We start from the raw sequence: 25,514 nt of genomic DNA on the forward strand, positions 1-25,514 counted from the left end.
TGACGTCAGCAGAGAACGAGTGGATTTTATCCATGGGAAAAAAACAAGACTAACAGGAAAGTGGGCCGCCGCCACCAAGCGCGGAGAAGCCTTGCAACCAATGGGGGATGTGATGAGCGCACACACGGACGTCGCGGCTGTTGGCAGCGGCGACATTCTGCATCGAACGATCAACTGGCACGGTGCTTTCTGGGTGGCGAGCGGCGTGCCTGCCTTGGTCCTCTTCTCGATCGGCGGCATCGCCGGGACCACCGGCACGCTGGCGTTCGTTATCTGGATGGCATCGATCTGCCTCGGCCTGATCCAATCTTTCACCTACGCCGAGATCGCCGGGCTTTTTCCGTCCAAGTCAGGCGGCGCTTCGGTTTACGGCGCGACCGCCTGGCTGCGCTATTCCAAATTCATCGCGCCGCTTTCGGTGTGGTGCAACTGGCTGGCGTGGACGCCGGTCCTGTCGCTGGGCTGCTCCATCGCCGCGGCCTACATCCTCAATGCGCTGGCTCCGATCCCGCTGATCACGGAAGCGACGCCGGACGTCGTCCAGTATCTTGCCGCCAATACCGGTGCCAGTGTGGCTGATGCCATCGCCGCCGTAACGGCAGGCGCCACGCCGGCCATCCGCACATGGACGGCTTTCCAGGGTTCGCTTGGGCCGGTCAGTTTCTCGCTCAACTCGGTGTTCTGGATCGGCGTCGTGCTGATGCTGATCACCTTCGCCATCCAGCATCGGGGCATCCTCGGCACCGCAAGTGTCCAGAAATATATCGGCCTGCTCGTCATCATCCCGATGCTGATCGTCGGCATCGTGCCGATACTTACCGGCCAGATCAACTGGGCGAACTACACGCCGCTGGTGCCGCTTGCTGAAGCCTATTCGCCGGGAGCCGGCACATGGAGCATATCGGGCTGGACGCTGGTGTTCGGCGGCATGTTCATCGCGGCATGGTCGGCTTACGCCTTCGAAACCGCGATCTGCTACACCAGTGAATTCAAAGACCCTGGCCGCGATACCGTACGGGCTATCCTGTATTCGGGCTTGCTGTGTCTTATTCTCTACACGCTGGTGCCATTCACCTTCCAGGGCGTCCTCGGGCTGAACGGCATGCTGGCGGACCCGATCGTCGACGGCTCCGGCGTAGCGCAGGCTATGGCGCAGATGGTCGGCGGCGGCGGCTTCGTCACCAGCGTCATGGTCATGCTGATGATCCTCGCCCTGATGCTTGCGATCATGACGGCGATGGCCGGCTCCTCGCGCACACTTTATCAGGGCTCCGTCGACGGCTGGCTGCCGCGCTACCTTTCCCACGTCAACACACACGGCGCGCCTACCCGCGCTATGTGGACCGACCTTGTCTTCAATCTCTTCCTGCTGGCTATCGCCGCAGCCGACGCGACGAGCTACTTCTTCATCCTCGCCGTTTCGAATTGCGGTTACATCATCTTCAACTTCCTCAACCTGAACTCCGGCTGGATCCATCGTATGGACAATGGCCACATCAAGCGGCCGTGGCGCGCGCCGACCTTCATGATCGCCATCGGCGCCATCCTGTCCTATGTGAACGCCATGTTCATGGGGGCCGGAGCCAAGGTGTGGAACCCCTGGGCGCTATGGGCCGGCCTGATTGCGGCTTCCCTGATCATTCCGGTGTTCTATTATCGGCACTACATCCAGGATGGCGGGAAGTTCCCGGAACATATGCTGGACGATCTCGGTATCCGCCAGGCGGATCTCACCACCAGAAAGGCGGGTATCCTGCCTTATCTGACGCTAGTCGGCGGCTTGGCGGTCGTGCTTTTTGCGAACTGGTTCTTCGTCATCTGAACCAATGGCCTGGGTAATGAAAAAAGGCCGGCGCACGCGCCGGCCTTTTTTCTGTTCGAAGCTTTGTCGTGAAAAGACGAGGCCCGACACATGCCGGGTGCGAAACTGCTCGAACAGCCTGCGGTACACATGCGTCATTGTGTCGAATCGACATGTATGCCTGATGGGCAACAAAGTTTCTTGTAATTCAAGCGACCGTCTGTAGAATGGATAGGCCGGGATACGCGATGTGTCAGGTCACCAATCCCACAGATCGCCCGGCGAGTTGGAGGAGACGACTGATGGCGGATGTTTTGCCCGTGCTTCACCAGGGCCATGCCTCGATCATGCTGCATGAAGCTTTTCACGAAGCGCTGGAGATAGTGGCGGACTGGCCGCGCGACGGGATCGAGCCGACGATAGCCATCGAAGGCAACATCGTGCCGGTGACTGCCATTTTCTCCAGATTGGCGGAATGCACCGATATCATGCCGCAGCGGACCCGGGATGCCCTCAGGGCAGCGGCCCGGTCGATGATCGGCATTCCCCAACTCGCGGAAGAGGATATATATGCGCCGGGCGCGATCCGCATGCTTTCACTGTGCCGTGAGCGGCTGGTCTCGTTTGCGGCATCCGATTATCGGGTGCTGGCCATGCACCAAGCGTAGAAGGTCACGGCATGGTTGGCCGAAACAGAGGAGGGTAATGGAATGACAGCACTGGCGCCGAGAACGCGATCGCTCTACGAGATGGTCGGCTCGGAACAGGGGCTCGATCAACTGGTTCAGGCATTCTACGACATTATCGAGCAGGATCCAGAAGCACACGAACTGCATCTGCTGCATCTTCGAGGGCATGGCGTCGCCCATTCCCGTATCGAGCAATTCGACTATCTGTCAGGGTTTCTGGGCGGCCCGCGCCATTATTTGCAAAGACATGGCCATACGCGCTTGCGCGAGATCCACGAATACATCCCGATCGATCAGAAGATGCGCGACGTTTGGCTGGACTGTATGCGCAAAGCCATTGTCCGCACCGCGATCCCCGCCGAGACGGCTGATGTTCTCATGGCGCACCTGACGCACGCCGCCGACACGACCATCAACATGTAGCCGGGCAGGGCACCTAGATCGCCGTGTGCCCTATCGGGCGCACAAAGGACGATCTAATACTTTGAGTGAGCATCGGAATAATCCGAAAACCGGATTCCACTTTTCGGTCCGATGCTCTAGATAAGGCATCGCGTTTGGCCATGCCGTATTTGGCCTTGGCCACTGGGCTGATGGCCTCGTCGAGGATGGCTTGGGCGCGCTTCTCGCCGATCTCGCGGACCATTCCCTCATAGATGGGAGCGATGATGGCGGCTTCGATCCTGCGGCGCTGCAGGATGCCGATTTCGCCTTCGAGGGCCTGATTTTTGATGGCCGGGGTGTTCATGCTCGTCTGCCTTTATGCCTATCCTGCAAGCCGCGAACGGTAGCCGGATTTCGCGTAAGGTCACCGAATTTCCGGCACCTCGACGCCATATTCGGCCGAAGCATCGAAGATCGTGTGCCACAGGCTGCCGGCGAAGCTCGCAAAGACCAGCAGGTTGAAAACCGGCGAGCCGTCGGCGGCATCCGCCGAACGCCACAGATTGACCGTCGTGTGATCGATCGAAGTGGTCGCTGCCGCGCCGACCGGGAAGGTGTCGTTGTGAAAATCGAGCGACGATATCTTGGCCAGCGTCTTTCGAGCGTCGGTGCCGGAAATACGGATCAGCGCCCGGCCGTCGGATTGGTCGGACAGCGAAGCGATGCCCTTGAACGTGTCATGCAGCCGGTCCAGCGGCAAAATCGCGCCCTGGCGTGGCGATAGCGCCATGACCTGATCGGGTCCTGACCAGATGATCGTTATGTCCTTGCCGGCCACCGCCTTGGGCGCGGATGGGGCGGCAACGCCGAAATCCGCCTTGATGGCCTTGGCCGTCGCGGCCCATTTCCCGCGCCGGGCGAAGATGAGGACGAGGTCGAAAGCGCGCACCTCCGACAGGGTGATCCCCGGCTTTTGCGTGGCGGCGCCGTAGCGGCCGGCAATGGCGGCATGCTGCAACGGAGAGCGAACGGTCCAGGTGAAATCAGCCACGCTGACGGCCTCCTTCCGGGTCGTAGAAAACCGGGCTGCAGATTTCGACTTCGTAATCTTCGCCGCGCAACGGGTCGTGGGCGCGAACGACCTCGCCAATGCGCTCGCGGCCATGCTCGACCAGCCCGAGGCCGATCCACTGGTTCAGCATCGGCGAGTGGCAGACGGAAGTGACGTAGCCCTGATCCGTATCCGGACCGACCGGCGCGCCCTTGGGAATGATGTGGGCGCCCGAGCGCAGCCGCCGCGTCGTGTCGACCGGCTTGAGACCAACCACGACCTGACGGTTCATTGCCACCAGCGCTTCGCGCTCGGCCATGACGCGGCCGATGAAATCCTTTTTCTTCGACACCATCTTGCCGAAACCAAGATCGCCAGCGGTCGTCGTGCCGTTGAGTTCGGGGCCGGCGACATGGCCCTTTTCGACACGCATGACACCCAGCGCCTCGGTGCCGTAGGGGATCACGCCGAACGGTGCGCCGGCAATCATCAGATTGGCCGCCATGGCTTCGCCGTAGCGGGCCGGAACCGAAATCTCGAAGGCTATCTCGCCGGAGAACGAGATGCGGAACAGCCTGGCCCTCAAGCCGCCGCGCAACGCGACCTCACGCGCGGCCATGAAGGGGAAGCCTTCGTTGGACAGGTCCTCGGAAGGGTTGACGATGGCGCGCAGCAGGTCGCGGGTCTTGGGCCCGGCAATCGAGAATTGCGCCCACTGGTCGGTGCACGAGGTCAGCTGCACGTCGAGTTCCGGCCACAGCACCTGCCGGCAGAATTCGAGATGCTGCATCACCGGGCCGGCCTTGGCGGTGGTGGTGGTCAGAAAATAGTGATCTTCCCTCAGCCGTGAGGTGGTGCCGTCGTCCATGACGATGCCGTCCTCGCGCAGCATCAGGCCATAGCGCGCCTTGCCGACATCGAGCGACGAAAAGGCGTTGACATAGACGCGGTCAAGGAAAATCGCGGCGTCGCGCCCCATGACGTCGATCTTGCCGAGCGTCGAGACGTCGCAGAACCCGACGCCGTTGCGCACCGCCAGTACCTCGCGGCTGACGGATGTCAGCCAGTCGTTTTCGCCGGCTAACGGATACCACTGCGCGCGCTTCCACAGGCCGGTATCGACAAATACCGCACCGCGCTTCGCCGCCCAATGATGCGACGGCGTCAGCCGCGTGGCATGAAATGCCTCGTCGCGGTGATGGCCGGCTAGCGCGCCGATCGCCACCGGCACCTGCGGCGGGCGGTAGATCGTCGTACCTGTCTGCGGGATCGAGCGCTTGGTGAGTTCGGCCATGATCGCCAGACCGGTGACATTCGAATTCTTGCCCTGGTCGGTAGCCATGCCGAGCGTCGTGTAGCGCTTGAGATGTTCGACCGACTCGAAGCCTTCCCGCTGCGCCAGCGCGATATCGGACGCCGTCACGTCGTGCTGGAAATCGACAAAAGCCTTGTGCTTGCCTGCGACATGCCAGAGCGGCGCGACGGAAATGCTCTCGTCGGCAGCGCTCGGCGCTTCTCCTGCATTGCCGGTACGACTGCACTCCGAAGCCGCCGAAATTCCGGCCTGGTGGCCGTTGCGCAAGCAGGCGGAGAGTGAAAAATCGCCATTGGCCGCACCCACAGAGGTCATTCCGGGGGGAGAGTCGTCCGGCACGAAGGCGGCGATGTCTTCGCGCCATCTAGGCCGGCCGCGATGATGCGAAGACAGGCCGACGGAAGGATTCCAGCCGCCCGACATGGCAAGCACATCGGCTGCGACTTCAGCGCGGCTGCCATTTGCCAGCGCGACTTCGATGGCGCTTACGCCCTTGGCGCCGCCGTGAACGTCGGCGACGGTGCCATGATGCATGGCAAAACCGCCGCTCTGCGCCAACGCGCGGCAGCGGTCCGGCACGGCGTCGCGTGAATCGACGACTGCCGCGATCTCGATGCCGGCTCGCATGGCCGTCTCCACCGTTTTCCAGCCGTCATCATTGTTGGTGAACAGCGTCAGCCGTTTGCCCGGAGCCGCCGCGAACCGCTCGATATAGGTTCGCACTGCCGACGCCATCATCACGCCGGGGCGGTCATTGCCGGAAAAGACGATGGGGCGCTCGACCGCACCTGCTGCGACCACGCTGCGCTTGGCGATGATGCGCCACAGACGTTGCCGGACCTGATGTGCCGGCGGCTCGGCAAGGTGATCGTTTACCCGCTCCAGCGCGGCATAGATTCCGCCATCATAGACGCCGAAGACCGATGTCCGGGTCATGATGCGGACGTTCGGCAAGGACTTCAGTTCAGCCAGCGTCGCGACACGCCAGACGCTCGCCGGCGTGCCGTCAATCTCGCCGCCGTCCGAATTCAATCGGCCGCCGGGTACGGGGTCTTCTTCCGCCAGGATAACGCGGGCGCCAGTGCGGCCTGCGGCAAGGGCAGCAGCCAGTCCGGTCGGCCCCGCCCCGACGACCAGCACGTCGCAATGCGCCCATGCCTTGTCGTAGTGGTCAGGATCGGGGACGCCGCTGGTCATGCCGAGACCGGCGGCACGGCGGATGGCGGGTTCGTAGAGCTTTTCCCAGAATTTCGCCGGCCACATGAAAGTCTTGTAGTAGAAGCCGGCAACGAAGATGGGCGACAGTAGCGAATTGACCGCCATCACGTCGAAGCCGAGCGAAGGCCAGCGGTTCTGGCTTTGCGCGATCAGGCCGTCATACAGCTCGATCGTGGTCGCCTTGGTGTTGGCTTCCTTGCGCGCGCCGCTGCGCAGTTCGACCAGCGCGTTCGGCTCCTCCGGCCCGGCGGTCAGGATGCCGCGCGGACGGTGATATTTGAACGAGCGGCCAACCAGCTTGACGCCATTGGCGACCAGCGCCGAGGCCAGCGTGTCGCCGGCAAAGCCTGTCATCGCCGCACCGTCGAAGGTGAAGTTGACCGGCGCGTTGCGGTCGATCAGCCCGCCTTTGGCGAGGCGATTGGATTGTGCTGCCATTATTTTGAACCCGCCTTGGCCGCGCCTGCACCGGGCGCAGCCCGGATGGCCGAGATTTCGTGCGACAGCGTATTGCGCTCGACGACGAGCCACGAGCGGCAGCCGCCGCCGTGATACCAGTATTCGCTCATCTCGCCGGCGACGTTGTCGCGCAGGTAGACATAGTCATAAAAGGCAGCCACTTCCGCCGTCGCATCGGTGGTGGCGTCCCGTGCGACCATGGCCGGGCGCTTCGGCTTGGCATCCCCCAGATAGGTGAATTCGCCGTTCTCCCGCTCGCCGCAAAATGGGCATGCAATACGCATTCCTGATCAGCCTTCAGTGCAAATTCGGTTGGGCGCCCTGGCCCTTCTCATCGATCATGGCGCCACGCTCAAAACGGTCGAGGCGGAAGCGCTTGGCTTCCTCATGCGGCGTATCCGTCGCCAGAAGATGCGCGAATACCAGGCCTGATGCGGGTGTCGCCTTGAAGCCGCCATAGCACCAGCCGGCGTTGAGATAGAGCCCGTCGACCGGCGTCTTATCGATGATCGGAGTGCCGTCCATCGACATGTCCATCAGGCCGCCCCATTGGCGCAGGAGGCGTACGCGGCCGATCATCGGCATCAGCGCCATGCCGCCTTCGCACACGTCTTCCATCGTAGGCATGTTGCCGCGCTGGGCATAGGAATTGTAGCCGTCGAGATCGCCGCCGAAGACCAGCCCGCCCTTGTCGGACTGGCTGACGTAGAAGTGCCCCGCGCCGAAGGTGACGACCCCGGGAATGAGCGGCTTGACCGCTTCCGATACGAAGGCCTGCAATACATGGCTTTCGATCGGCAGGCGCATGCCGGCCATCGCCGCGACGCGCGACGAACTGCCGGCGACCGCCATGCCGACCTTGCCGGCGCCGATCTTTCCACGGCTCGTCTCGACGCCGGTGACCTTGCCGTTCTGGTCGCGGGTGAAGCCGGTGACCTCGCAGTTCTGGATGACATCGACGCCGAGCCGATCGCCGGCATGGGCATAGCCCCACACGACGGCGTCGTGGCGCGCGGTGCCGCCGCGGCGCTGCAACAGCCCGCCCTGAATCGGAAAGCGCGCGTTCTCGAAATTGAGGAACGGCATCATCTTGCGGATCTGCGCCTGATCCAGTAATTCGGCGTCGATGCCGTTGATGCGCATGGTGTTGCCGCGCCGGGCGAAGGCGTCGCGCTGGGCATCGGAGTGGTACAGATTGACGATGCCGCGCTGGCTGACCATCGTATTGTAGTTGAGGTCCTGCTCCATGCTCTCCCACAACTTCATCGACAATTCGTAGAAGCCGGTATTGCCGGGCAGCATGTAGTTGGAGCGGATGATGGTGGTGTTGCGGCCGGCATTGCCGCCGCCAATCCAGCCCTTTTCCAGCACCGCAACGTTACGGATGCCGTATTTTTCGGCCAGGAAATAGGCGGTGGCGAGGCCATGCCCGCCGCCGCCGATGACGACCACGTCGTAGTGCGGCTTGGGAGCGGGGTCACGCCAGGTGCGCGGCCAGTTCCGATGCCCGGACAGGGCTGCGCGCGCCAGGGAGAAGATCGAATATTTCATCGTGATTTTTCCGCAGCGCGGGCCGCCGTCAGACGTCCAGGGTATTGTCGCGTTCCCACTGGGTGAAGTGCGAGGCGTAGGCGTTCCATTCTCTCATCTTGAGCTTGACGAAGGCGTCGACAAGTTCCGTACCGAGCATCTCCTTGAACTCCGTACTTGCTTCCAGAAGCCGCAGGGCATCCAGGAGATTGAGCGGCAGCCTCGGCGCATCCTTGATGGTGTGGCCGTCCTCATACATGTTGATGTCGCTGCGCGGGCCCGGATCGAGCTTGTCGCGAATACCGGCGAGACCAGCCGCGAGAATGACGGCCTGCATCAGGTACGGGTTGGCGGCGCCGTCGGGAAGGCGCAGTTCGAAACGCCCGGGGCCGGGGACGCGCACCATGTGGCTGCGGTTGTTGCCGGTCCAGGTCACTGCATTCGGCGCCCAGGTCGCACCGGAGGTGGTGCGCGGGGCATTGATGCGCTTGTAGGAATTGACGGTGGGGCAAATGATCGCCGTCATCGCTGGGGCGTATTTCATGATGCCGCCGAGGAAATGCATGCCCCCTTCGGATAGTCCGTCTGCCGAAGCATCGTCGGCAAAGACGTTCTTCTCGCCGGTCAGATCCCATGCCGAGATATGAGCATGGCAGCCATTGCCGGTCAGGCCGGGGAACGGCTTCGGCATGAATGTTGCGCGCACTCCGTGTCTTTCGGCGATGGTCTTGATCATGAATTTGAAGAAGGAATAACGGTCGGCCGTGATGAGCACGTCGTCGTAGCGCCAGTTCATCTCGAACTGGCCATTCGCATCCTCATGATCGTTCTGGTAGGGTTCCCAGCCGAGGTTGAGCATGGCGTCGCTCGCTTCGGCGATGATGTCGAAGCGGCGCATCAGCGCCTGCTGGTCATAGCACGGCTTGGGCAGGCGATCGTGTTCGTCGGCGATCAACATGCCGTCCGGGGTGGTCAGGAAAAACTCGGGCTCGACGCCTGTCTTGACGCGAATCCCTTGAGCCGCTGCCTCGGCAACGAGCCGCTTCAGCGTATTGCGAGGGGCCTGATCGACCTTCTTGCCGTCCATCACGCAGTCCGATGCCAGCCAGGCAACATCCGGCTTCCACGGCAACTGGATCACCGAATCGGGGTCCGGCACCGCCAGCATGTCGGAGTTGGCGGGCGTCATGTCCATGCCGCCGGCGAAACCGGCAAAGCCGGCTCCGTCTCTCTGCATGTCGGTGATGGCGCGCGTCGGCACAAGCTTGGCCCGTTGGTAGCCAAGCACGTCGGTGTAGGTAATCATGAAGAACTTGACGTCGCGCGCCTTGGCAAAGGCTGCCAGGTCGCTCTGCACGTTCGATTCCGGTTTGGTGTTGAATTCAGTTCCCAAGAATTGTTCCTCCCAATTCGAACGTTTTAAAAGGAGCCCTTACCGGGAATCCAGTTTGTTCCCGCCAGCGGCACGCCGGCCATGGCGGCCGCCTCTATGGTCAGGGCACAGAGGTCCTCTGGCTCCAGATTGTGCAGATGGCTTTTGCCGCAAGCGCGCGCGATGGTCTGCGCCTCAAGCGTTATCACCTTCAGGTAGTTGGCCAACCGCCGGCCCGCTGCTATCGGGTCGACACGTTTCATCAATTCGGGGTCCTGTGTCGTGATGCCTGATGGGTCTTTTCCTTCATGCCAGTCGTCATAGGCGCCGGCATAGGTGCCGAGCTTCTGATATTCGGCCTCCCAGCGCGGATCGTTTTCGCCGAGGGCGACCAAGGCGGCGGTGCCGATCGAAACGGCATCGGCACCCAGCGCCATCGCCTTGGCGACGTCGGCGCCGTTGCGGATACCGCCTGAGACGATGAGCTGAACCTTGCGGTGCATGCCCAGATCCTGCAGCGCCTGAACGGCCGGACGGACACAGGCGAGCGTCGGCTGGCCGACGTTTTCGATGAAGACTTCCTGCGTTGCCGCGGTTCCGCCCTGCATGCCGTCGAGGACCACGACGTCAGCTCCGGCTTTGACCGCCAGCGCCGTATCGTAATAGGGCCGTGCACCGCCGACCTTTACGTAGATCGGCTTTTCCCAGTCCGTTATCTCGCGGATTTCCAGGATCTTGATCTCGAGATCGTCCGGGCCGGTCCAGTCGGGATGGCGCGAGGCCGAGCGCTGGTCGATGCCCTTCGGCAAGGTGCGCATCTCGGCGACGCGGTCGGAAATCTTTTGGCCGAGCAGCATGCCGCCGCCGCCGGGCTTGGCACCCTGTCCGACAACGACTTCGATGGCATCCGCGCGCCGTAGGTCGCGCGGATTCATGCCGTAACGCGACGGCAGGTACTGATAGACCAGCGTCTTGGAATGGCCGCGCTCTTCCTCCGTCATGCCGCCGTCGCCGGTCGTCGTCGATGTACCGGAAAGGGTGGCGCCCCGGCCAAGCGCTTCCTTGGCGGGACCCGACAGCGAGCCGAAGCTCATGCCGGCGATGGTGATCGGGATTTTGAGTTCGATGGGCTTCTTGGCGAAGCGCGCGCCGAGCACGACGCTGGTTTCGCATTTCTCGCGGTAGCCTTCGAGCGGATAGCGCGAAATCGAGGCTCCGAGAAACAACAGATCGTCGAAATTGGGGACCTTGCGCTTGGCTCCGGCACCGCGGATGTCATAGATGCCGGTGGCGGCGGCGCGGCGGATTTCGGAAAGCGTGTACTCGTCGAAGGTCGCGGACCGGCGCGGCGTGGTCGGGGGATTCTGGTAAGTCATGCTGTTCTGCCCTCAATACGCGTCGGCGTTGTCTATATTGAAATTGTAGAGCGTGCGGGCCGACCCGTAGCGCGTGAATTCTTCCGGCTTGACGTCCTTGACGCCGGCGCGGTCGAGCAAATCCTGAACGATGGCGATGTGCTCGGGGCGCATTTCCTTCTTGATGCAATCGGCGCCGAGGCTGTGGACGCTGCCGCGCACGAACAGGCGCGCCTCATAGATCGAATCGCCCAGCGCATCGCCGGCATCGCCGAGAACGACGAGATTGCCCGACTGCGCCATGAACGCCGACATGTGTCCTATGTTGCCACGGACGACGATGTTGATGCCCTTCATCGAAATGCCGCAGCGCGACGAGGCGTTGCCTTCGATGACCAGCAAGCCGCCCCTGCCGGTTGCGCCGGCATACTGGCTGGCGTCGCCCTTGATGACGATGGCGCCCGACATCATGTTTTCGCCGACGCCCGGACCGGCCGAACCATGGACGGTGATGGTCGCCTCGCTGTTCATGCCGCCGCAATAATAGCCGACATTGCCTTTTACGTCGACGCTGATGGGCGCATCGACCCCGGCGGCGACCGCATGGCTGCCCTTGGGGTTCAGGACTTCCCAGGCGGTTTCGTTGGAACCGTCCTTGACGGCATGAAGCGCCTGATTGAGTTCGCGCAATGGCGCCTTCGCAAGGTCGAAGACCCGCATGCCCGAGGTCCTTTCCGCCACGTCGATGACATCATGTTTCACGGTTTCAGTGCTCCCAAAAATAGACGGTGGAGGGTTCAGGCTCCCAGACCCTGGCGTCTTCGATGCCGGGCAGCTTCGCCAGCGCGCGATATTCCGTTCCGAACGCCACATACTGGTCCGTTTCGGCGAGAACCGCCGGCTTGCAGGCGATCGGGTCGCGCACCACGCCGAAGCCGTTCTTGGTGCCGACGACGAAGGTGAAGAAGCCGTCGAGATCGACAAGGCTCGATTTCAGCGCCTGACCAAGATCCTGGCCCTTGGCGATCTGCGAGGACAGATAGGCGGCGGCGACCTCGGTATCGTTCTCGGTTTCGAACTTCATGCCTTCGCGTTTCAGATTGCGGCGCACATTGTTGTGGTTGGAAAGCGAACCGTTATGAACGAGGCACTGATCCGGCCCGGTCGAGAACGGGTGCGCACCCATCGTCGTCACCGCCGATTCCGTCGCCATGCGGGTATGACCGATGCCGTGGGTGCCGGTCATCTTCGAGACTTCGAAGCGCTTGGCCACGTCCGCCGGCAGGCCGACTTCCTTGAAGATTTCAATCGCCTCGCCCATGCCCATGACGCGGGCGTTGGGGCGCAGCTCGACTATCGCATCGCGCGCCGCCGTCAGTTTTTCGCGCGGCACGTCGAAGACGGCATGGGTCGACTTGACCGTCATCTTGACCGGGGAGCCGATCTTCTTGCCGAGTTCGCTATCCAGCCCCGGGAAATCCTGTGCCGGCGATGGCGACTGGACCGTGATCCTGCCGTGATCCTTCTGGCCGGGACCGTAAATGGCGATGCCGGCGCTGTCCGGACCGCGATCGGTCAATGAAACAAGCATCTCCGAAAGCATGGCGCCCAGTTGGGACTCCAGCGCCTTGTCTTTCAGGAACAATCCAACAATGCCACACATCGGCTTCCAACTCCTTCAATTGCCGGCTTAAGTGCTAGCAGTTTTACAAAACCACTTCAACTACCGTGAATTTTTTTTTCATGCTAGAAAACAAAAAGACAGGGTTCGTCACGTCGTCCAGAGAGGCTCTGCACGGCTGGGGCAGGGGGCTTTCGGGCAGGTTTGCAATTTACCTGCAATGAAATTTTTTGCATACCAGTATTGCGTGCGAGGATTTTTGAGGCAGTATGGCGACACCCTTTGCGGCTTCGCCCGGTCGGAGCGACAAAGACCAAGAAACAGGTAGGAGTGAGTATCATGACGGCATCCTGGCGGTTTTCGACATTGGCCGATCGCCATCGCGCCCTCGGGTCCAAGCTGGAAGACTGGAGCGGCATGGGCACGGCCTGGTCCTACGACAAGGACGCGAACGAGGAATACGTCGCGATCCGCACCAAGGCCGGCCTGATGGACGTGTCGGGCCTCAAGAAGGTGCACATCACCGGCCCGCATGCCGCGCATCTGATAGACCTTGCGACGACCCGCAACGTCGAGAAGATCATGCCCGGCCGTTCGGTCTATGCCTGCATGCTGAACGAGGCCGGCAAATTCACCGACGACTGCGTCATCTACCGTCTCGGGCCCAATAGCTGGATGGTCGTACACGGTTCCGGCACCGGCCACGAGGAATTGCAGCGCGCCGCTGTCGGCCGCGACGTCTCGATCCGTTTCGACGACAATCTTCACAATCTTTCCCTGCAGGGGCCGGTTGCGGTCGACTTTCTCGCCAAGCATGTGCCGGGCATCCGCGATCTCAACTACTTCCACCATATGCAGACGCAGCTTTTCGGCTTTCCCGTCATGATCTCGCGCACCGGCTATACCGGCGAGCGCGGCTATGAAATCTTCTGTCGTGGCCAGGATGCGGGGGCGATCTGGGACACGATCGTCAAGGAGGGCAAGAGCATGGGCATCATTCCGTGCCGCTTCACCACCCTCGACATGCTCCGCGTCGAAAGCTATCTGCTGTTCTACCCCTATGATAATTCGCAGAAATACCCCTTTGCCGACGAGGGGCCTGGCGATACACTGTGGGAACTGGGGCTGGACTTCACCGTCAGCCCCGGCAAGACCGGGTTCCGCGGCGCCGAGGAGCATTACCGCCTGAAGGGCAAGGAGCGCTTCAAGATCTTCGGTGTCCTTCTGGACGGCAAGGAGCCGGCCGACGAAGGCGCCAAAGTGTTCCGGAACGGCAAGGAGGTAGGCGTGGTAACCTGCGCGATGGTTTCGCCGCTCACCGGGAAATCCATGGGCATCGCCCGCCTGGATGTCGATTGCGCCGTGCAGAACACCCCGCTCGAAATCCACAACGGCAGCGGCACGATCAAGGCTTCGGCCCATACCCTGCCGTTCGATGACCCGAAGAAACTGAAACGGACTGCGAAAGGCTAACTTGGGAATGCCTGCAACGCCGATCATAAGCCGGCCGGTCTATGGAACGCTTTCGCCGCAGCCCGGCACGGACCACCTCTTCGTCGCTGACGCCGAAGGGGCGTCGGCCATCCTCGACATGGCGCAAAAGGCACCTGCCGGCTTTTTCGATAATGCGCGCGTGATCTTCATTCCCGGAGATACCGGCTCGCGCCATGGCGAGGCGCTGGCCGGGTTGAAGCCGGCGCAATTCCATGAAAGCCCGTCCTTTGCCAGCGCGCTGCCGCGCCTGCGGCAGGTGTTGGCCAATGCCCATATGGGCACCCGGCTCTATTTGTCCGGCTCGGAAGGCCTGATCGGGCAGGCGATGCTCGCCGCGATTGAAGCAGGCATCAATCATCGTTCGATCCAAACCGAACATCGGGGCTCGCTGGCGCGGCGGGTGCAGTGCGTGCACTGCAAGGGCATTACCGAAAACGTGACAACACAGCCTGCTACCTGTTTGCATTGCGGCCTGCTGCTTTTGGTGCGGGATCATTATTCGCGGCGCTTCGCCGCTTTCCAGGGTGTCTGCATCAACGCCGAAGATCCGAGCGAAAACCCCTTGAAGGAAGAGGTTTTCAAATGAGCGCCAGCACCAACAAGATCATCGTCACCGTCACCGATGTCGTTCCGGTGACCAATCTGGTCAAGCGGTTCCATTTCCGCCGAAGCGAAGGCGGGCTGTTGCCGACATTTTCGGGCGGCGCGCATGTCGTCATCGAAATGCGCGAGGACGGTCAGACCCGACTCAACCCCTATTCTCTGATGAGTTCGCCGCTCGACACCACCGACTATACGATCAGTGTCAGGCGCGACGACCAGGGGCGCGGCGGCTCGCTGTTCATGCACAGTCAGGTCAAGCCCGGCTTACGCATGGTCATCAGCAACCCGGTCAATTTGTTTTCACTCGATCTCAGGGCAAAAAAGCACCTGATGATTGCCGGCGGCATCGGCATCACGCCCTTCATGGCGCAGATCGCGCAGCTTTCCCGCAATGGCGGTAATTTCGACTTGCATTACTGCAGCCGTGGGCACACGCATGGCGCTTACGCCGAGATGCTGCGTGAGCGTCATGGCGATCGGATAAACCTCTACTACAGCGAGGAAAAGAGCCGTCTTGACCTCGACAGGCTGCTTTCCACCCAGCCGGTCGGCACCCATCTCTATGTGTGTGGGCCGATGCGCATGATCGATGCCGTGCTGACGACCGCCAGGGCGCTTGGCTGGCCGGACGAAGCCTTGCATTTTGAGCATTTCACCGCGCCGCAGAACGGGGCGCCCTTCGACGTCAACCTTGCGGTAAGCGGCAAGCAGATCCATGTCGGCGAACAGCAGAGCCTGCTTGAAGCGATCGAGGCGGCAGGGGTCAACCCGCCCTATCTTTGCCGGGGTGGCGTCTGTGGCCAGTGCGAAACCAGCGTCATCTCCTATGACGGAAAATTCGTGCACAACGACCATTTCCTGTCGGAAGAGGAACATCGCAGCGGCAAGAAGATCATGCCGTGCGTCTCGCGGTTCGAGGGAAAATCCCTTGTCCTGGAGCGCTAGCAGGTTGACTGGATTTAGCCTGGCGGGTGGGTCAGGCTATTTGAAAATGCCGGAGCGTGCTCCATTTCCGGATGGGTGCAAGGCGCTCCGGCGTATCGGGAGGAAACCATGACGATCAATTTCAGGCAGGAAACGTTTCGCGACGATTTCTCGTTCAAGAACAGCCCCGAGCAGGTCCGGCGCTTTCCGTTTCCCTTCCATGAAGACGGCTACATGTATTCGGTCAATATAGAACCGCATGTAAGGAGCAGCAACAAGGATAGCGTCTTCGGGCACCTTTTCGACGTTGACGAGCATTATGTCTCGGAGATGCACGACCGCGCGCTGGTGCTTGCCGAAGACCCGCTACGCTGCCAATCGCTTCCGCACATGACACTGGCCGGCTGGGACACGCTGGAACTGCTGATGACGGAGATGGCGCGCGACTATCCGGAGTATTTCACGCTAACGCGGGACGACGACCAGTGGCATTGGATCAACCGGCCGCTCGACATCGACCAACGCTTTACCTTCGGGGACACCTCGACGCTGCCTTATGGCCCGTTGGAATATATAACGCGGCAGAGCCAGGGCGATTTCGCCGTGCTTGACCAGCGTGAGGGCAATCTGTGGATGGATGCCGGCATGATCACCACTCAGGCCGACTGGTCGCTGGATTTCGATATCGGCATGAATTTCTTCGAATGGCATGCACCGGTGCCGCTGGCCCATGAAATGGGCGTGTTCACGCGCGCGCTAAAATTCCTGATGGCCATGCAGCAGGGCCAGCCGGCACGCCGCCTCAACTGGACGATGACGATCAACCCTCGCCTCGACACAAGCCCCGAAAATTACCACAAATGGGGCACGGACCGGATGACGGTCACGCCGGAGAATGTGGGCGAGAAGGTGCATCTTCGCGTCGAAGTGCAGATGTTCTTCCGCCTGCCACGTTCCAACGGCATGCTGTTTCCGATCCGCTGCTACCTGATCAAGATGGACGAACTGGTGACGTCGCCGAAATGGGCACGCCGCTTCCACCGGGTTTTGCGCGACGTGCCGAGCGAATTGGCCGAGTACAAGGGGCTGACGCGCTACCGGCCGACCGTGGTCGAATGGCTGTCCAAACATGACGACGGCGCGCCGACTTCATCGGGGTATGGGCCGGATTAGAAGCGGATCAAAGCAGCATCCGATGCTCGACCAAAGAATTCCTGACACGGTTCAAACCTGTCCGCCGCCCTGGCGGTAAGAGATGATCGACAGGTAGCGCATCGGCAGCTTTGTCAGTTCATGTGGGCCGTGCGGGGCATCGGCATCGAAAAACAGGCTGTCACCTGGCACCATCCGGTAAAGATTACTGCCGTGTCGGTACACAACCTCGCCTTCCAGCATGTAGAGAAACTCCATCCCGTCGTGCTGGAACGTCGGAAATACGTCCGAATCTTCCGTCAGCGTAATGAGATAAGGTTCGACGACGACGCCGGCCGTATTGGAACCGATATGACCGAGAAGCGTGTACTGGTGTCCGGCCCGGGTGCCGCGTCGTTCGACATCGACCCCTTCGCCCGCCTTCACGAAGACAGCGTTGCGATCTTCCTCGAATCGTCGCAAAAATGCCGTTACCGGAACACCAAGCGCCCGCGACAGCGACTGCAGCGTCGTCAGCGACGGCGAGGTATTGCCGTTCTCGATCTTCGAAAGCATGCCGAGAGAAATGTTGGTGGCGGCGGCAAGGTCGGCAACCGTGATGCCGAGTTTCTTGCGAAATGCGCGGACTTCGTGGCCGATCGCGACTTCCAGCACCTTTTCCCTGGTGTCGCGGACGGCATGGGGGTCCTGGGTCAGAGGTTTAGGGCTGGCCTTCTTGCTCGCAGCAATCGCGGCAGGAGGTTCTTGCTCATCCGTCGCTGATTTTTTCATTTCGCCACCGCCAACACCCCTACCGTCCTTGTGGTCGATATTTCACCTTGGTAAACATAATAGCCATGTGGTTCAAGTCCGCCGGCTTTCGGGAGCAAGGCGCGGGCGCAGCAAGGCTAGAGTTTCAGGTTTTGAAGGAAGCGTATCCGGCGTTTTCGAAGTAGTTGCTGCATTCGGCTAGTTCGCTTGAGGACACGAGGTGGCCGGGCGATGTCACTTTAACTAGAGTGCGGAATCGTGGGGTTTATTTTGTCTCCGCAGAATTCAAACCCTGGTTCCCGTAACGGCTTTCCACTCCGCGATCGCGTGGATGCGGTGAAGGCGGCTTTGGAATGCGGAGCGTTGTGAATGGGGTGGAAGGAAGATGTTTCGGATGACGGGGAAGATCAAGACGAGCGCTGAAGGCTTCCCGGTGATTGAAAGCGCTGCATCGTTCGCTCCCGCTTTCGCAGCGGCACATGTGAATTCTCGGCGCGGTTGTTTGGGCTCCTTTCTGACCCAGGTCAAACGTAGCCAATTGACTGTCAATCGATCGCTACTGACCATATGTGGTAAGAAGATTATCCGACGGAGCAGCTTTTCTGGCGCATTCATCCCATCCGTTCAGAGGCATAGCTTCCTGGGCTTGCAGGGAAAATAATCGTCTTATTGCCACTTACGAAAACGCGCCGGTGAATGTGAGCATGAATTGCCCGGGCCAGAACCTGGGCTTCTACATCGCGACCAAGGCTCACATAATCATCTGGGGACTGGGCATGTGTAATACGGACCGTATCTTGCTCGATGATTGGGCCTTCATCGAGGTCTGGCGTGACATAGTGTGCTGTGGCGCCGATCAATTTTACACCGCGTTCAAAAGCCTGCTGGTATGGGCTTGCACCTTTGAATGATGGCAGGAAGGAGTGGTGAATATTGATCACTCGACCCGCCATCTTCCGGCATACTGCATCCGAAAGAATCTGCATATATCTGGCCAGCACCACAAGTTCAGCTCCACTGTCCTGGATCGCGGTTATAAGACGGGCCTCCGCGTCGGGCTTATTGTCTTTCGTTACTTTAATGTGGTGAAACGGGATATCGTGATTTACGACGACTTTTTGATAGGTGAGATGATTGGAGACAACGCCCACTATTTCAATTGGGAGAGCTCCGATGCGCCATCTGTATAGCAAGTCATTTAAGCAGTGACCGAAATTTGATACCATCAACAGCACCTTGGTGCGTTCTGCGGCCGCGAAGATTTTCCATTCCATTCCAAAGTCATTGGCAACAACTGCGAATCCTTTGCTCAATTCATCACTTTCGACCCCCGTTTCCGAACGAAAGGTAATGCGAGCAAAGAATGTACCGGTCAGTTCATCGTCGAATTGCGAGGAATCGGTGATGTTGCATCCTTGTGAGGCAAGATAGCCGGAGATACCGGCAACAATGCCTCGGCGGGATTCACATTGGACGGTCAGAATATAATGTGACACAAAAACACTCCGTTTCGGCTGGATTCCATGTGTTTCGACTTTGGATGGTCGATTCTGGTTTAGCTGCGCGGCCTGATCTTACCCGGATCGTAATGCGCGAACGGCACGATCGTCGCTGGCAGCCGTTTCGAGTGGCCGTCCAGTTTGCCTATCTCCACTTCGGTTCCCAGTTGCGAATGCATGATGTCGACCCGCGCCAGCGCGATGGTCTTGCCGAGCAACGGCGAGCGCATGGCCGAAGTCACCTGACCGATCTGGGCGCGGCCGACATGGATGCAGTCGCCATGGCCGACGGCGACATTGGCGTCGATGTCGAGACCGACCAGTTTGCGGGTCGGGTTTTCCTTGCGCCGGATCAGGGCTTCGCGGCCAACGAAATCGTCGGTTTTCGACTTGAGCGGCACGGTGAAGCCGATGCCGGCCTCGAACGGATCGGTCTGGTCGGAAAACTCATAGCCGGCAAAGATCAAGCCGGATTCGATGCGCAGCATGTCGAGGGCGAGCAAGCCCATCGGCTTCAAGCCATGCGGCTGGCCGGCATCCCATACTGCGTCGAACACTGTCTCGGCATCGCGCGGATGGCACCACACTTCGTAGCCCAATTCGCCGGTATAGCCGGTGCGCGACACTACGATCGGGGCGCCGTTGGCACCGCCAATGCGGCCGATGGTGAAGCGGAACCACTCCAACTCGTCCAGCGCTGGCTGAGTGGGCGGCGTCCAGACAACTTCCTTGAGGATGGCGCGGCTGTTCGGCCCCTGCACGGCAATGTTGTGCATCTGGTCGGTCGAGGACCGCACCAGCACCTTCAACCCGAGCTTCTGCGCCGTCTCGCGCAGCCATTCGCCCGAATAGTCGTCGCCGCCGATCCAGCGGAAATTGTCATGGCCCAGACGCAGCAGCGTGCCATCGTCGATCATGCCGCCGTGCTCGTAGCACATCGCACTGTAGACAACCTGGCCGACGCCGAGTTTCTTGACATCGCGCGTCAGCGTATATTGCAGCAACGCCTCGGAATCGGGGCCGGTGATCTCGAACTTCCGGAGCGCCGACAAATCCATCACCACCGCCTTCTCGCGGCAGCCCCAGTATTCCTCGATCGGCCCTTCCTTGGCGAAATCGTTCGCCAGCCAGTAGCCCTTGTATTCGATGAAGTTGCGGGAGTGCTTCGCAAAGCTGGAATGGAAAGCGGTTTCACGGGTCATTTTTGGCTCGGAATCTGGAGTAACGCGTCTGGCTATCGCCCGCGAGAATTTGTGCTGGCCCGAATAGGTCCGCACATGGATGTCGGTCAGGTCCCAGCCATTCGCCGGCGTCGTGTCGTCCGGGCAGGCCGAGGAGACGCACACGATATCGGTCAGGGCCCGCAGCAGCACATAGTCGCCCGGCCTCGACCACGGCTCGTCCGAATACATCACGCCGTGCGCATCGATGCCGGTATTGAAGAAGAAGTTGACCGCCATCCAGCCGGCGCGGGCGCCGACGCCGCGATCGGCCAGCGCGCGGTTGAAGTTTTCCGAACAATTGGCATGGCCCGGATAGCCGATATCGTCGTAATATTTGGCGTAGCAGGCGAGCGCGAAGGCGTCGTGGCGTCCGCAGGTGTCCTGCACCACTTCCACCAGCGGCTCGAAATCCTGATCGTAATATTTGGCGTGCAGGCCGGGCATCGGATAGGCATGGCCCATCAGCGAGCGCGTCGCCGTGACGTCCAGCGCCAGGTCGCGGCCCTTGTCGAGCTTGCGCGCCGAAAAGCACTGGAAGTCAGTGCATTGGCGGCCGTCTACGTCGATGATCTGGAGGTAGTCGCCTGCCTTGACGAAATAGGATTCGGCAGTCTTCGACTTTACCCTCAGGTCGAGCAACGGGTCGGCAAGCGGGTCGGCGAGGTCGGACCGGCCGCGCGTACGTGGCCGTGCCCGCTGCACCGTCAGCACCAGCGGCGTCGTTGTATCGTGGCCATCGATTCTCATCGGGCCGCCGGGCGCCGCCGCAATCAGGACACCGTTGCGGGTGGCTGTGAACGTTTGTTCCACGCCTGCGGGCGTCTCGGCATCGAAAAAGCGGATCGCCTCGGCCCCGGCAAGCTGAAGGCGTCGGAGTTCCAGTCCATAGCGAAAACCGCGCAGGCTTTCGTCGCCAGCCAGCAGCAGCGCCTTCAGCCCGGCCGCGTTGGAATTGGATTTCGCCCCCAGCACGCCGGCATCGCTGCGGCCCGCACCGTCGAAAGCGACCAGTTCGCATGGCTGCCCGCCCTCAGCATTGCGCACCGCAATCCGGTCCCCAGCCTCGATCTCGACCAACACCGCGCCCGCTCCGGCAACGTGGTAGCGCTCCATCCCCGGAACCAGCATTCCAGGGCGCAGGACCAGACTTGGGCGCGGAGGCCCAAGCGTAATCACCGGATAGTCCGTCAAAGGCATGATATCCTCGGGTAAGAATTTTTCCTGTACGTCAAATTTCTTGCGTGACAAGAATACCCTCTTCCTCGTGCGGTAGCAAGCTTTGCCACAGGCGTAAAGCGTACCAATCGAGCGTCCATTATATCTGCACCTCGTCATATACGCTTGCATCGCATCGCCGGTTGACAGGTCGATCAAACCAATTAATGTCACTGCCAGTGAAATTTATTTAGCACTAGAGAAGTCTGGGAGGACTTGAATGGCGGGGAGAGTAGCTGTCATTGGCGCGGGGCCATCGGGGCTTGCCCAACTCAGGGCCTTTCAGTCCGCCGCGAGTAAGGGCGCCACAATTCCCGAAGTCGTATGCTTCGAAAAGCAGTCGGACTGGGGTGGCTTGTGGAATTATACCTGGCGTACCGGCACCGACGAGTATGGCGACCCAGTCCACGGCAGCATGTACCGCTATCTGTGGTCAAACGGCCCGAAGGAATGCCTGGAATTCGCCGACTACACGTTTGAAGAGCACTTTGGCCGCCCGATAGCTTCCTATCCGCCTCGCGCGGTGCTGTGGGACTACATCAAGGGCCGTGTCGAAAAGGCCGATGTCCGCAAATGGGTCCGCTTCGACAGCGCCGTGCGCATGGTTACCTATTCCGACACCAGCGGGAAATTCACGGTATCCGTTTATGACCGCATCAAGGACGAGGTCTATTCCGAGGAATTCGACCATGTGGTGGTGGCGTCGGGGCATTTCTCGTCGCCGAACGTGCCGTATTTCGACGGAATCGACAAGTTTGGTGGGCGCGTCATGCACTCGCACGACTTCCGCGACGCCCTTGAATTCAAGGACAAGGATATTCTGCTGATCGGCCGCAGCTATTCGGCCGAGGATGTCGGCTCCCAGTGCTACAAATACGGCGCGCGCTTCATCGCCAACAGCTATCGATCGAAGCCCATGGGCTTCAAATGGCCGAAAAACTGGGAAGAAAAGCCGCTGCTGATGCGGGTGGACGGCAAGACCTGCCATTTCAAGGACGGAACGTCACGCGACTTCGACGCCATCATCCTATGCACCGGCTATCTGCACTATTTCCCGTTCCTGACTGAGGATCTGCGGTTGAAGACCGCCAACCGCATGTGGGTCCAGAGCCTCTACAAGGGCGTAGTCTGGGACAAGAACCCGAAGCTATTCTACCTCGGCATGCAGGACCAGTTCTACACATTCAACATGTTCGACGCGCAGGCCTGGTACACGCGCGACCTCATCCTCGGCCGCATCAAGCAGCCTTCAAAAGCGGAAATGCAGGCCGACAGCCAGAAATGGGCAGACCGCGAGGCAACGCTCGAGGATGCCGAGCAGGCCATCTGGTTCCAGGGCGACTACACCAAGGAACTGATCGAGGCGACCGACTATCCGACCTTCGATATCGATGCGGTCAACCAGACGTTCATGGAGTGGGAACACCACAAGATGGACGACATCATGGGCTTCCGCAACCACAGCTATCGGTCGCTGCTGACCGGCACCATGGCGCCGAAGCACCACACGCCGTGGCTGGAAGCGCTCGACGATTCACTGGAGGCCTATCTGGGAACGAAATAGGCTTGGCCGGTAGACGAGGAATCTCGCGCCGACTGACCTAAGCTGGCAATAGCTAAGGGAGGTCCTACTCTGTCCGATGCACCTATTCTTGAACTGCGCAACGTTACCCGCAAGTTCGGCGGTCTGACGGCGGTCAACGATCTGTCCTTTTCCGTCCGGCGCAACAGCATCCACGGTCTTATCGGCCCCAACGGCGCTGGCAAGACGACGACGTTCAGCCTAGTCAGCGGTTACTACAAGCCGACCAGCGGCAACATATTTTATGAAGGCCAGGATGTTTCGGGCCTCAAGACAAGCAAGCTCGCGCAGCGCGGGCTTATCCGGACTTTTCAGGGAACGACGTTGTTCCAGGAATTCAGCGTCATCGACAATGTGCGCGTCGGCTGCCACCGCAGCGCCGGCGCTAGCTTCGTTTCCCGCATCATCGGGTCGGACTCAGCGATTGAGGGTGCGGCCGAACGCAAGGCGCGCGCGGCGTTGGAGCTTTTCGATCTGGGTGCGCTCGCCGACGAACCGGCGTCGAGCCTGCCACATGGCTATCAGCGCGCGCTGGGCATGGCGGTTGCGCTGGCGGCCGATCCCACGCTGATCCTGCTGGACGAACCCTTTACGGGGATGAACCCGGAAGAGACCAAGCGCATGATGGACCATGTAAGGCGGCTGCGTGACGAGCGCGACATCACCATCATGCTGGTCGAGCACGACATGCAAGCCGTCATGGGGCTGTGCGAGCGCATAACGGTAATGAGCTTCGGCCAGTTCCTGACGGAGGGGTCGCCGCAGGAAGTGAGCACCGATCCGCGCGTCATCGAAGCCTATCTGGGGCGTAGCGAAGATGCTGCTTGAAGTCCGCAATCTGCATGTCCACTACCAGAAGGTCGCCGCCCTGAAGGGCATAGACCTGCAAGTGCCTTCGGGTGGCATCGTGACGATTATCGGCGCCAACGGCGCCGGCAAGAGCACGACGCTGCGGGCCATTTCAGGGCTGGCGAAGCCTTCGAAAGGCGAAATCCATTTCAATGGGGAGCGCATAGACAATCTACCGCCTGAAAAGATCGTGGCGCGCGGCATTGCCCATGTGCCGGAGGGCCGCCGCATTTTCCCGGACCTGAGCGTCGAGGAAAATCTGCGCATCGGCGCGTTTTTACGAACCGACAAGGGCAAGATCGAAAACGATATCGACGGCATCTTCCAGCGCTTCCCACGGCTCAAGGAACGCCGCACGCAATGGGCCCGCACGCTTTCCGGCGGCGAGCAGCAGATGGTGGCAATCGGCAGGGCGCTGATGTCGGGGCCGAAGCTGCTTCTGCTCGACGAGCCCTCGATGGGCCTGTCGCCGGTTCTGGTCCAGGAAATGGTCCGGATCGTGGCCGACATCGCCGAAACGGGCGTGCCCGTGGTTCTGGTGGAACAGAATGCCGGACTGGCGCTCCGGCTAGCGTCCTACGCCTATGTCCTCGAGATCGGAACCGTCGCGATCGAGGGTAAGGCAGCGGATCTGAGGGCCGACGACCATGTCAGGAGGGCTTATCTCGGTGCGTGAAGAATGGAGTTTTTCCGAGCTGATCGCCGCCGGATGGCGCGAGGCCGATCTCGAATGGGAACGCCTGAACGAGGTGGCGCTGTCCTGTCTTGCGGAAGGCCGCACGGAAGAGGCCCGCTCGAATTTCGCCGGCGCGCTGCGGCTGGCCCGCAACGACTTCGCTGCCGGCGATCCGAGGATCGCGGCGAGCCTCACCAATCAGGCGGCGGCGCTGGAGAGCGTCGATGGCCATGCGAACACCGCTCAGATCAGGGCCGCGGCAGCGCAGGCCTGGGCCGCCTGCGACGGCTGGATCGAGAAAATGACGGCGCCGCGGACCGCGCGGTCTTCGCTCTTCCATCTGCGCATGGAGCGGCTGCATCGGCCCGCCTATGAGGAGCGCTGGCGCGTCAAGGGCCGCGAACTGCTTGCCGGCGTTCGCCAGGAAGTCGTTTCGTCAGACACGTTCGAGTTTGTCGGGCTGCAGGAGGCCACCGCCCGCCTGGCGCGCTGGCACAGGGAGCGCCCGGTAACGCTGAGCGACCCGAGAAAATTGATGGCGGCAGTCATCCTCCTGGGCGCGCGGGAAAAGTTGGCCGACGCCCACGGTGAAGCAAGGGAGCATGAGGCCGGGTCGCTTCGGTGAAGGTACGGGGATGAAGAAATGGAGGCGCAACAGTCGGACCGGCGCATTCCCAAACAAGGTAGGGTCGACAACGGGAACAGGCCGGACGGGGACACTTCTCCGACGGGCTATTCGCTCAGCGGAGGAA

The 25,514-nt window shown here is 60.9% G+C and carries 23 protein-coding genes and 1 pseudogene; 11 read left to right on the forward strand and 13 right to left on the reverse strand.

The genetic code is table 11. The features are described from left to right. Positions 1-112: 112 nt before the first annotated feature. The 3 genes from ACX3P0_RS16640 to ACX3P0_RS16650 all read left to right on the forward strand — a co-directional run bounded on the left by ACX3P0_RS16640 (position 113) and on the right by ACX3P0_RS16650 (position 2,913). Positions 113-1,822: an APC family permease gene (locus tag ACX3P0_RS16640; protein WP_459081384.1), complete on the forward strand. Its 1,710-nt coding sequence runs from the start codon at positions 113-115 to the stop codon at positions 1,820-1,822. Positions 1,823-2,103: 281 nt separating this feature from the next. After that, positions 2,104-2,469, forward strand: a complete 366-nt coding sequence (locus ACX3P0_RS16645) for a BRA0787 family protein (RefSeq protein ID WP_459081383.1) — start codon at positions 2,104-2,106, stop codon at positions 2,467-2,469. Between the two features lie 42 nt (positions 2,470-2,511). Further along, entirely contained in the window at positions 2,512-2,913 is a 402-nt protein-coding gene (locus tag ACX3P0_RS16650) for a group II truncated hemoglobin (protein WP_459081382.1), read from the forward strand. A gap of 13 nt (positions 2,914-2,926) precedes the next feature. Here ACX3P0_RS16650 and ACX3P0_RS16655 read toward each other — a convergent pair whose 3' ends face one another. From ACX3P0_RS16655 to ACX3P0_RS16695, 9 genes are all read right to left on the reverse strand, one after another. After that, positions 2,927-3,238: a hypothetical protein gene (locus ACX3P0_RS16655; RefSeq protein WP_459090145.1), complete on the reverse strand. Its 312-nt coding sequence runs from the start codon at positions 3,236-3,238 to the stop codon at positions 2,927-2,929. A gap of 60 nt (positions 3,239-3,298) precedes the next feature. Beyond that, positions 3,299-3,925 carry a sarcosine oxidase subunit gamma gene (locus ACX3P0_RS16660; protein ID WP_459081380.1) on the reverse strand — a complete coding sequence of 209 codons (627 nt, stop codon included), beginning with the start codon at positions 3,923-3,925 and terminating at the stop codon, positions 3,299-3,301. After that, positions 3,918-6,896, reverse strand: coding sequence for a sarcosine oxidase subunit alpha family protein (locus tag ACX3P0_RS16665; protein WP_459090147.1), 2,979 nt, complete (start codon positions 6,894-6,896; stop codon positions 3,918-3,920). The genes ACX3P0_RS16660 and ACX3P0_RS16665 overlap by 8 nt, the downstream gene beginning before the upstream one ends. Continuing rightward, on the reverse strand, positions 6,896-7,201 hold the full coding sequence (locus ACX3P0_RS16670; protein ID WP_459081378.1) for a sarcosine oxidase subunit delta: 306 nt from the start codon (positions 7,199-7,201) through the stop codon (positions 6,896-6,898). Before ACX3P0_RS16670 ends, ACX3P0_RS16665 begins: the two co-directional genes overlap by 1 nt. A 13-nt stretch (positions 7,202-7,214) precedes the next feature. Continuing rightward, the gene (locus ACX3P0_RS16675) at positions 7,215-8,468 is read right to left on the reverse strand and encodes a sarcosine oxidase subunit beta family protein (RefSeq protein WP_459090149.1); all 1,254 of its coding nucleotides are present in this window, start codon (positions 8,466-8,468) and stop codon (positions 7,215-7,217) included. A 28-nt stretch (positions 8,469-8,496) separates the two neighbouring features. Then, a complete protein-coding gene (gene glnT, locus ACX3P0_RS16680; RefSeq protein WP_459090324.1) occupies positions 8,497-9,804 on the reverse strand; it encodes a type III glutamate--ammonia ligase in 1,308 nt (435 codons plus the stop codon). Positions 9,805-9,866: 62 nt separating this feature from the next. After that, entirely contained in the window at positions 9,867-11,195 is a 1,329-nt protein-coding gene (locus tag ACX3P0_RS16685; RefSeq protein ID WP_459081376.1) for an FMN-binding glutamate synthase family protein, read from the reverse strand. Positions 11,196-11,207: 12 nt separating this feature from the next. Continuing rightward, a complete protein-coding gene (locus tag ACX3P0_RS16690) occupies positions 11,208-11,894 on the reverse strand; it encodes a GltB/FmdC/FwdC-like GXGXG domain-containing protein (protein ID WP_459090326.1) in 687 nt (228 codons plus the stop codon). A gap of 46 nt (positions 11,895-11,940) precedes the next feature. Continuing rightward, positions 11,941-12,837, reverse strand: coding sequence for a class II glutamine amidotransferase (locus ACX3P0_RS16695; RefSeq protein WP_459090151.1), 897 nt, complete (start codon positions 12,835-12,837; stop codon positions 11,941-11,943). 297 nt (positions 12,838-13,134) lie between these two features. On the opposite strand from ACX3P0_RS16695, the gene ACX3P0_RS16700 reads away from it, so the two are divergent. The 4 genes from ACX3P0_RS16700 to ACX3P0_RS16715 all read left to right on the forward strand — a co-directional run bounded on the left by ACX3P0_RS16700 (position 13,135) and on the right by ACX3P0_RS16715 (position 16,989). Beyond that, the gene (locus ACX3P0_RS16700; protein WP_459090153.1) at positions 13,135-14,268 is read left to right on the forward strand and encodes an aminomethyltransferase family protein; all 1,134 of its coding nucleotides are present in this window, start codon (positions 13,135-13,137) and stop codon (positions 14,266-14,268) included. Between the two features lie 7 nt (positions 14,269-14,275). After that, positions 14,276-14,875: a dimethylamine monooxygenase subunit DmmA family protein gene (locus ACX3P0_RS16705; protein ID WP_459090155.1), complete on the forward strand. Its 600-nt coding sequence runs from the start codon at positions 14,276-14,278 to the stop codon at positions 14,873-14,875. Then, positions 14,872-15,837: a PDR/VanB family oxidoreductase gene (locus ACX3P0_RS16710; RefSeq protein ID WP_459081372.1), complete on the forward strand. Its 966-nt coding sequence runs from the start codon at positions 14,872-14,874 to the stop codon at positions 15,835-15,837. The genes ACX3P0_RS16705 and ACX3P0_RS16710 overlap by 4 nt, the downstream gene beginning before the upstream one ends. 108 nt (positions 15,838-15,945) lie before the next feature. Further along, positions 15,946-16,989: a heme-dependent oxidative N-demethylase family protein gene (locus tag ACX3P0_RS16715; RefSeq protein WP_459090157.1), complete on the forward strand. Its 1,044-nt coding sequence runs from the start codon at positions 15,946-15,948 to the stop codon at positions 16,987-16,989. Between the two features lie 51 nt (positions 16,990-17,040). Here ACX3P0_RS16715 and ACX3P0_RS16720 read toward each other — a convergent pair whose 3' ends face one another. From ACX3P0_RS16720 to ACX3P0_RS16735, 4 genes and pseudogenes are all read right to left on the reverse strand, one after another. Further along, on the reverse strand, positions 17,041-17,739 hold the full coding sequence (locus ACX3P0_RS16720; protein WP_459090159.1) for a helix-turn-helix domain-containing protein: 699 nt from the start codon (positions 17,737-17,739) through the stop codon (positions 17,041-17,043). A gap of 264 nt (positions 17,740-18,003) precedes the next feature. Continuing rightward, positions 18,004-18,236: pseudogene (locus tag ACX3P0_RS16725) on the reverse strand (IS6 family transposase); the annotation flags it as partial. Positions 18,237-18,329: 93 nt separating this feature from the next. Further along, entirely contained in the window at positions 18,330-19,214 is an 885-nt protein-coding gene (gene purU / locus ACX3P0_RS16730) for a formyltetrahydrofolate deformylase (RefSeq protein ID WP_459090161.1), read from the reverse strand. Positions 19,215-19,273: 59 nt separating this feature from the next. Beyond that, complete coding sequence (locus ACX3P0_RS16735; protein WP_459090163.1) at positions 19,274-21,637, reverse strand: DUF1989 domain-containing protein; 2,364 nt, start codon at positions 21,635-21,637, stop codon at positions 19,274-19,276. Positions 21,638-21,875: 238 nt separating this feature from the next. Here ACX3P0_RS16735 and ACX3P0_RS16740 point away from each other — a divergent pair, with 238 nt between their 5' ends. From ACX3P0_RS16740 to ACX3P0_RS16755, 4 genes are all read left to right on the forward strand, one after another. Continuing rightward, positions 21,876-23,219, forward strand: a complete 1,344-nt coding sequence (locus tag ACX3P0_RS16740) for an NAD(P)-binding domain-containing protein (protein WP_459090165.1) — start codon at positions 21,876-21,878, stop codon at positions 23,217-23,219. 141 nt (positions 23,220-23,360) lie between these two features. Next, entirely contained in the window at positions 23,361-24,065 is a 705-nt protein-coding gene (locus ACX3P0_RS16745; protein ID WP_459090328.1) for an ABC transporter ATP-binding protein, read from the forward strand. Further along, positions 24,058-24,762, forward strand: coding sequence for an ABC transporter ATP-binding protein (locus ACX3P0_RS16750; RefSeq protein ID WP_459090330.1), 705 nt, complete (start codon positions 24,058-24,060; stop codon positions 24,760-24,762). The genes ACX3P0_RS16745 and ACX3P0_RS16750 overlap by 8 nt, the downstream gene beginning before the upstream one ends. Continuing rightward, the gene (locus tag ACX3P0_RS16755) at positions 24,755-25,387 is read left to right on the forward strand and encodes a hypothetical protein (RefSeq protein WP_459090167.1); all 633 of its coding nucleotides are present in this window, start codon (positions 24,755-24,757) and stop codon (positions 25,385-25,387) included. The genes ACX3P0_RS16750 and ACX3P0_RS16755 overlap by 8 nt, the downstream gene beginning before the upstream one ends. The last annotated feature ends 127 nt before the right edge of the window (positions 25,388-25,514 follow it).

Source organism: Mesorhizobium sp. A556 (genome assembly GCF_054489545.1).

What these genes read in the sequence shown, in the direction of transcription:
- ACX3P0_RS16695 (WP_459090151.1), bottom strand. Translation starts at nt 12,837, where the DNA reads ATGTGTGGCATTGTTGGATTGTTCCTGAAAGACAAGGCGCTGGAGTCC.
- ACX3P0_RS16735 (WP_459090163.1), bottom strand. Translation starts at nt 21,637, where the DNA reads ATGCCTTTGACGGACTATCCGGTGATTACGCTTGGGCCTCCGCGCCCA.
- ACX3P0_RS16685 (WP_459081376.1), bottom strand. Translation starts at nt 11,195, where the DNA reads ATGACTTACCAGAATCCCCCGACCACGCCGCGCCGGTCCGCGACCTTC.
- ACX3P0_RS16705 (WP_459090155.1), top strand. Translation starts at nt 14,276, where the DNA reads ATGCCTGCAACGCCGATCATAAGCCGGCCGGTCTATGGAACGCTTTCG.
- ACX3P0_RS16690 (WP_459090326.1), bottom strand. Translation starts at nt 11,894, where the DNA reads ATGCGGGTCTTCGACCTTGCGAAGGCGCCATTGCGCGAACTCAATCAG.
- ACX3P0_RS16710 (WP_459081372.1), top strand. Translation starts at nt 14,872, where the DNA reads ATGAGCGCCAGCACCAACAAGATCATCGTCACCGTCACCGATGTCGTT.
- ACX3P0_RS16650 (WP_459081382.1), top strand. Translation starts at nt 2,512, where the DNA reads ATGACAGCACTGGCGCCGAGAACGCGATCGCTCTACGAGATGGTCGGC.
- ACX3P0_RS16655 (WP_459090145.1), bottom strand. Translation starts at nt 3,238, where the DNA reads ATGAACACCCCGGCCATCAAAAATCAGGCCCTCGAAGGCGAAATCGGC.
- ACX3P0_RS16700 (WP_459090153.1), top strand. Translation starts at nt 13,135, where the DNA reads ATGACGGCATCCTGGCGGTTTTCGACATTGGCCGATCGCCATCGCGCC.
- ACX3P0_RS16670 (WP_459081378.1), bottom strand. Translation starts at nt 7,201, where the DNA reads ATGCGTATTGCATGCCCATTTTGCGGCGAGCGGGAGAACGGCGAATTC.
- ACX3P0_RS16715 (WP_459090157.1), top strand. Translation starts at nt 15,946, where the DNA reads ATGACGATCAATTTCAGGCAGGAAACGTTTCGCGACGATTTCTCGTTC.
- ACX3P0_RS16665 (WP_459090147.1), bottom strand. Translation starts at nt 6,896, where the DNA reads ATGGCAGCACAATCCAATCGCCTCGCCAAAGGCGGGCTGATCGACCGC.
- ACX3P0_RS16720 (WP_459090159.1), bottom strand. Translation starts at nt 17,739, where the DNA reads ATGAAAAAATCAGCGACGGATGAGCAAGAACCTCCTGCCGCGATTGCT.
- ACX3P0_RS16640 (WP_459081384.1), top strand. Translation starts at nt 113, where the DNA reads ATGAGCGCACACACGGACGTCGCGGCTGTTGGCAGCGGCGACATTCTG.
- ACX3P0_RS16645 (WP_459081383.1), top strand. Translation starts at nt 2,104, where the DNA reads ATGGCGGATGTTTTGCCCGTGCTTCACCAGGGCCATGCCTCGATCATG.
- ACX3P0_RS16675 (WP_459090149.1), bottom strand. Translation starts at nt 8,468, where the DNA reads ATGAAATATTCGATCTTCTCCCTGGCGCGCGCAGCCCTGTCCGGGCAT.
- ACX3P0_RS16740 (WP_459090165.1), top strand. Translation starts at nt 21,876, where the DNA reads ATGGCGGGGAGAGTAGCTGTCATTGGCGCGGGGCCATCGGGGCTTGCC.